Raw genomic sequence first — 5,798 nt, 5'->3', positions numbered from 1 at the left:
GACGCCGAGCCTCCTCCCGGTCACCCGTGGGGAAAGGGGCGTCGTGCTCCTGAGACACACCTCTCGCCCGACGGCCCTCTCCGACAGCGACCGCAAAGCCGCACGGCGAATGTCCCGAGCTTCGTGAATAACCGAGGATGACTCGTCTCACCCCGACACCGTTCCTTCGTGACATTTACCCTAAATGTGCAGCCAATCCTATCCTGAATGTGCAGCTTTGCAGACATCGACGCTAGCGCTCTTGTGCACAGAATTCTAGCACTCTCGTGCACGCGACGGCTCGCCGGCGTGCCTCTGGGGGATGGGGATTATCCCAAGTGTGCAGCCGATCCTACCCTGAATGTGCAGTTGATTCTACCTCGAATGCAGCTTTGCCGGAGGTGTGGGCGCTAGCGCTCTTGTGCACGGAATCCTAGCGCTCCTGTGCACGCAGATGGCGCCCGTGGTCTCCCAACGTGGAGGCGCGAGCCTGTGGGATCATTCCACCCAGGCGTCGCGCAGGCGGCGGCCGAGGTACAGGCCCACGGGGACCGTCACCGCCACGGCGGCCAGGCCGGTGGCGGCGTAGAGCGCGGCCTTCTTCCCCGCCTCGCGGGCCACGCGCCTCCCCGCCCAGCGCACGGCGCCCATCGCGGCGGCCTGCCGCAATTCGCGGGTGGTGACGCACGGAGCCAGGGTGTGGAACGCCGCCCGCGCCACCTTCTTCCGGATCCCCATCTCGAAGCCCTCCCGTTGGGTTCACGCGCAAGTCGTTGCCGCGAAACGGCTTTGCAGGAAGCGTGCGCGGAAAGGCTGGCCCGCGGCCCTTTGGGGTTGTACTGTTGTTGCGTTCTCCGCCACCGATCCCCCGCCCCGGACTCATGCTCCCAGAGACCCCCGAGAGCTTCAACTGGCGCACGATCCACTCCCTGGTGGTGCTGGGGGTGCTGGGGCTGTTCCTCTACAGCGTCCACTCGATCCTCAACCCGTTCGTCCTCTTCCTGCTGCTGGTCTTCGTCATCTCGCCGTACTCGGGGACGCGCCACCACCTGCTGATCGTCACCTCCGCGGCGGTGCTGATGCTGGCGTGGGTGCTGAGCACCACGGGGTTCCTGCTCGCGCCGTTCGTGCTGGCGCTGGTGCTGGCGTACATCCAGCACCCGCTGGTGGACCGGCTGACGGGGCGGCGGATCGGCAGGCTGCGCGTCTCGCGCCCGCTGGCGGTGGCGATCCTGGCCCTGCCCGGCATCGGCGTGCTCGCGCTCGTGGTCTTCGTCGCCGCCCCCGCGCTCGGCGGCGAGGTCGCCGACTTCATCCTCCGGGTGCCCGACTACGTGCGCGGCTTCACGGCGACAGTGGAGCGCTGGGAGCGGCAGCTGGCCACGCGCGACCTGCCGCTGGTGGACAAGGAGGCCGTGATCGCGCGGCTGAACTCGCTGCGGCCCGAGATGGTGACGGCGTGGCTGGAGGAGCGGCAGGCGGCGATCGCGCGGGCGGCGTGGCAGGGGGTGCTGGGGCTGGGGCGCGGGCTGGGGACGATCCTGAGCATCCTGAGCTACGTGTTCCTCACCCCGATCCTCACCTTCTACCTGCTGCGCGACTGGCCGGATTTCGAGGAACGCCTGACGGCGCTGGTCCCGGGGCCGCACCGCGACCGGGTGGTGGGCTTCGCGCGCGAGTACGACCGGCTCCTCTCCGGCTACCTGCGCGGCCAGCTCATCGAGGCCACGATCGTCGGCGTGCTCACCTGGCTGTTCCTGGCGGTCGCGGGCTTTCCGTACGCGCTGCTGCTGGGCTTCATCGCGGGCGCCTTCAACCTGATCCCCTACATGGGGCTGGTGGCGAGCGCCATTCCCGGGGTGGTGATCGCGCTGTTCTCGGGGAGCCCCGTGCGCCACCTGCTCACGCTGCTGGTGGTGTTCGCGGTGGTGCAGGTGCTGGACGGGGCGGTGCTGGGGCCGAAGATCGTGGGCGAGTCGGTGGGGCTGCACCCGGTGTGGGTGATCCTGGCGCTCGCGGTGTGCGGGTTCTTCTTCGGCTTCGTGGGGCTCCTGATCGCGGTGCCCCTGGCGGTGCTGGTGAAGCTGCTCCTCCTCCATGCGCTCGAGCGCTACCGCCAGTCGCGGCTGTTCCGCGGCGAGCGGCCGGTGCTCGCTGCCGAGTGAGGGGCCACCTGGAGCGCCGGCGGGCTGCCGGCGGGGGCGGAGGGGAGGAACGGCGCACGGCCGCGGCAGGGGTGCGCGGAGGGCGCCGGGGGTGGGGCTCCGAAACCCTGTTCCGGAGGGACTGATGCAGAATCGCGTGGTACAGAAATGGCCGGCGGACCGCAGCCCGGGCTCGCTGTATCGCCTGCTGGCGCCGGCGGGCGCGCTGGTGGTGTCCGGCATCCTCATCGGCGTGTGGGCGTGCGCACCCCGCGTCGCCCGGTCCGGGGCCGGGGAGTCGTCGATCGCCAGCGCGGCGGCGGCGAACCTGCGGCCCGAGACGCCGGCGCCGGCCGAGGCTCCGCAGCCTCAGCAGGCCGCGGCGCCGGCGCCCGCGCCGGAGCCCGATCCGCACGTGCAGCGCATCCAGGACCTGGAGCAGGCGCTGGCCCGCGCCCTGGCGGCCTCGAACAGCGGCGCCACGGACGCCGACGTGGAGGCGGCGGCGCGGCGGGCGTTCCCGGTGGCGCAGCGGATCGAGATGAGCTCCACCATGTACTGCCTGAAGGGGGAGATGCGCACGGGCGTGCGGACCCGCGACGGGATGGCGGCGGGCGACCCGCGCGTGCTCCCGCTGGGCTCGGTGGTGCGCGTCACCCACCCCGACGGGCGGCCGATCGGGATCTTCACCATCATGGACACGGGCGGGGCCATCCGCGGCAACAAGATCGACATCTACGTCGACAGCTGCCGCGAGGCGGAGCGCTGGGGCCGCCGCCCGGCGGTGGTGGAGGTGCTCGCCATCGGCCGGGCGTCGCCGGGGGACCTGCGCTGAACGGCTAGTGCGAAAGTGCGAGAGTGCGAAAGTGCGAAAGTGGAGGGGTCCGGCGGACGCGCCGGGCCCTTTCGCTTTCCTCCGCGTCCGGCGAAACTGTCGGGGTGAACCTCGAGTCCCTCGCCGCCCATCCCCTCGTCGGGCTCCTCGCGGTCGTCGGCGGCGCCGCGCTGCTGTACCGGGTGGGGCGCGGCGTCCTGCGCCTGGGCCTGGCCGCGGCGGAAACGGCCGCGGTCAACGGCCTGGTGGAGATCAGCCTCCGCCACGGCGACCTCACCGGCCTGGCCGAGCGCAGGGCCGCGGCGCAGCTGGTCCGCCGCACCCGCATCCGCGCGGGGCTCTTCCTGGCGCTCTGGCTCGCGCTGCTGGTCGTTCCCCTCATCGCCGGCGTGGCGCGACTGGTCTACGCCGCCTGCGCGCTCCTCTGGCTCCTGCCCAAAGAGCCGATCCGCCTGACGCCCAGCCCGAACGCCGCCTCCCTCGGGGAAGCGCCCGCGTCGGCCCCGGACCAGGCGGATTCCTTCCCGACCCTCCCGTCGAACCAACCCGGGGATAGGGTCTAGCTGCTCGAAAGAGCCGTTCGCGGTTGCATGAGGGCTGCGCGCCCGGAGGGCCGGGACGCCGCCGCCACAGGGGGTATCGTGGCGGCGGTGGCCCGGCGCGGTTGGGCACGGTCGTATCGTGCCCTACCGCGCGCGCAGCCCGGCCCCGCGAGAGCGGGGACATGCCCAAACTCGCTGTTCCGTCGTAATCCTGCCCTGCCCCGCTCCCCGGTACGCGTCGTGCACCCTCCCGCGCCTCCGCGAATCGACGGAAGACCGCAATTGGGAGAATAGACGCATGGTGGAGGAGCGCGATCCGAAGAAGGGGCCCACGCCGTCGCCGGACGTGCCGGAGCAGGAGCCGCCGGGGGTCGAGGCGATGATGGAGCCGAAGGCCGACCACGGCGAGGAGAGCTACCGCGGCTCGGGGAAGCTGGAAGGGCTGGTGGCGCTCATCACCGGCGGCGACAGCGGGATCGGGCGCGCGGTGGCGATCGCCTTCGCGCGCGAGGGCGCCGACGTGGCCATCGGCTTCCTGGGCGACGTGGAGCGCGAGGACGCGGACGAGACCAGGGCGTGGGTGGAGGAGGCGGGGCGCCGCTGCCTGGTGCACCAGTTCGACGTGCGCGACCCCGACCAGTGCCGGGAACTGGTGGAGCGCACGGTGCGGGAGCTCGGGCGGCTGGACGTGCTGGTGAACAACGCGGCGTACCAGATGTCGCAGGAGTCGATCCTTGACATCACGCAGGAGCAGCTGGACCGGACGTTCCGCACCAACATCTACGGCTACATCCAGATGGTGCAGGCCGCGCTGCCGCACCTCGAGGAGGGCGCGGTGATCCTCAACACCGGGTCGGTGACGGCGTTCGAGGGGAACCCGCAGCTCATCGACTACGCCAGCACCAAGGGCGCCATCCACGTGCTCACCCTGTCGCTGGCCAAGTCGCTCAAGGAGAAGGGGATCCGGGTGAACACGGTGGCGCCGGGGCCGGTGTGGACGCCGCTGATCCCGTCGACGTTCGACCACGACCACGTGAAGGAGTTCGGCAAGGACACCTTCTGGGAGCGCCCCGCCCAGCCGGCCGAGATCGCGCCCAGCTACGTGTTCCTGGCCTCGGCGGACGCGCGCTACTACTCGGGCGAAGTGCTCTCGCCCACCGGCAAGACCACCAGCCGGTGAGCGCGGCCAGGCCGCGGGTCGGCTACCACGCCAGCCACGAGCAGTTCGCGCCCGGCGAGCTGCTGCGCTACGTGCGGCTGGCGGAAGCGGCGGGGTTCGCCTCGGGGATGTGCTCGGACCACTTCCATCCCTGGAGCGAGCGCGAGGGGCAGAGCGGGTTCGCCTGGAGCTGGCTGGGCGCGGCGCTGCAGGCCACCTCTCTCCCGTTCGGGGTGGTGACGGTGCCTGGCGGGTGGCGCTACAGCCCGGCGATTCTCGCGCAGGCGGCGGCCACGCTGGCGGAGATGTTCCCGGGGCGCTTCTGGATCGCGCCCGGGAGCGGCGAGTGGCTGAACGAGCACGTCACCGGCGGGAAGTGGCCGCCCAAGGAGGTGCGCAACCGCCGGCTCCGCGAAGGCGTCGACATCATCCGCGCGCTCTGGGCGGGCGAGACGGTGACGCACGACGGGCTGGTGACGGTGGAGGAGGCGAAGCTCTACACGCGGCCGAAGGAGCCGCCCTTGATCGTGGGGGCGGCGCTCTCGGAGGAGACGGCGGAGTGGATGGGCGGCTGGGCCGACGGGCTCATCACCGTGGTCGGCGAGCGCGAGGGGATGCGGAAGATCGTCGACGCCTTCCGCCGCGGCGGGGGCGAGGGGAAGCCGCTCTACCTGCAGGCGCAGCTCTCCTTCGCGAAGACCGACGAGGCGGCGCTGGAGGGGGCGTGGGACCAGTGGCGCTCGGTGATGTTCCCCAGCCCCGTGCTGGCGGACCTTGAGATGCCGGCGCTCTTCGACGCCGCCGGCGAGCACGTGCGCCGCGAGGACGTGAAGGAGAAGATGCGCATCTCCAGCGACCCGGAGCGGCACCTGGAGTGGCTGCGGGGCGACGTGGAGCTGGGCTTCACGGAGATCAACCTGCACTGCGTGCACCGCGGCGAGCAGGAGCGCTTCATCGAGGTGTTCGGCGAGCGCGTGCTGCCGGAGCTGATGCGGGGGTGATACCACGTTTCCGAGCATTGTTCTGGTTCGCGAGAAACAGATTGGCATCACACAGAGGACACGGAGGACACGGAGAGAACTTCAATCTCTCCGCTGTTCCTCTGTGTTCTCTGTGCCCTCTGTGTGAGACCTTTTCAG

Annotated in this window: 6 protein-coding genes; 5 read left to right on the top strand and 1 reads right to left on the bottom strand. The window is 71.1% G+C overall.

The features are described from left to right. Positions 1–477: 477 nt before the first annotated feature. Positions 478–717, bottom strand: coding sequence for a hypothetical protein (locus VF746_03325; protein ID HEX8691451.1), 240 nt, complete (start codon positions 715–717; stop codon positions 478–480). Positions 718–860: 143 nt separating this feature from the next. Between VF746_03325 and VF746_03320 the strand changes: the two genes are divergently transcribed. The 5 genes from VF746_03320 (at position 861) to VF746_03300 (ending at position 5,660) form a co-directional block, all read left to right on the top strand. Then, positions 861–2,144 carry an AI-2E family transporter gene (locus VF746_03320; protein ID HEX8691450.1) on the top strand — a complete coding sequence of 428 codons (1,284 nt, stop codon included), beginning with the start codon at positions 861–863 and terminating at the stop codon, positions 2,142–2,144. Positions 2,145–2,268: 124 nt separating this feature from the next. After that, positions 2,269–2,958: a 3D domain-containing protein gene (locus VF746_03315; GenBank protein ID HEX8691449.1), complete on the top strand. Its 690-nt coding sequence runs from the start codon at positions 2,269–2,271 to the stop codon at positions 2,956–2,958. A 104-nt stretch (positions 2,959–3,062) separates the two neighbouring features. Continuing rightward, positions 3,063–3,521: a hypothetical protein gene (locus tag VF746_03310; protein HEX8691448.1), complete on the top strand. Its 459-nt coding sequence runs from the start codon at positions 3,063–3,065 to the stop codon at positions 3,519–3,521. 277 nt (positions 3,522–3,798) lie between these two features. Continuing rightward, the gene (locus tag VF746_03305; GenBank protein ID HEX8691447.1) at positions 3,799–4,680 is read left to right on the top strand and encodes an SDR family oxidoreductase; all 882 of its coding nucleotides are present in this window, start codon (positions 3,799–3,801) and stop codon (positions 4,678–4,680) included. Next, positions 4,677–5,660: a TIGR03885 family FMN-dependent LLM class oxidoreductase gene (locus VF746_03300; protein ID HEX8691446.1), complete on the top strand. Its 984-nt coding sequence runs from the start codon at positions 4,677–4,679 to the stop codon at positions 5,658–5,660. The genes VF746_03305 and VF746_03300 overlap by 4 nt, the downstream gene beginning before the upstream one ends. Positions 5,661–5,798: the final 138 nt, after the last annotated feature.

This window comes from Longimicrobium sp. (genome assembly GCA_036389795.1).
Taxonomy (GTDB): Bacteria; Gemmatimonadota; Gemmatimonadetes; order Longimicrobiales; family Longimicrobiaceae; genus Longimicrobium.
This window is presented reverse-complemented; position numbering and strand designations above follow the sequence as displayed.

Coding starts and splice junctions, on each gene's coding strand:
- VF746_03320 (HEX8691450.1), top strand. CDS start 861: ATGCTCCCAGAGACCCCCGAGAGCTTCAACTGGCGCACGATCCACTCC.
- VF746_03315 (HEX8691449.1), top strand. CDS start 2,269: ATGCAGAATCGCGTGGTACAGAAATGGCCGGCGGACCGCAGCCCGGGC.
- VF746_03305 (HEX8691447.1), top strand. CDS start 3,799: ATGGTGGAGGAGCGCGATCCGAAGAAGGGGCCCACGCCGTCGCCGGAC.
- VF746_03325 (HEX8691451.1), bottom strand. CDS start 717: ATGGGGATCCGGAAGAAGGTGGCGCGGGCGGCGTTCCACACCCTGGCT.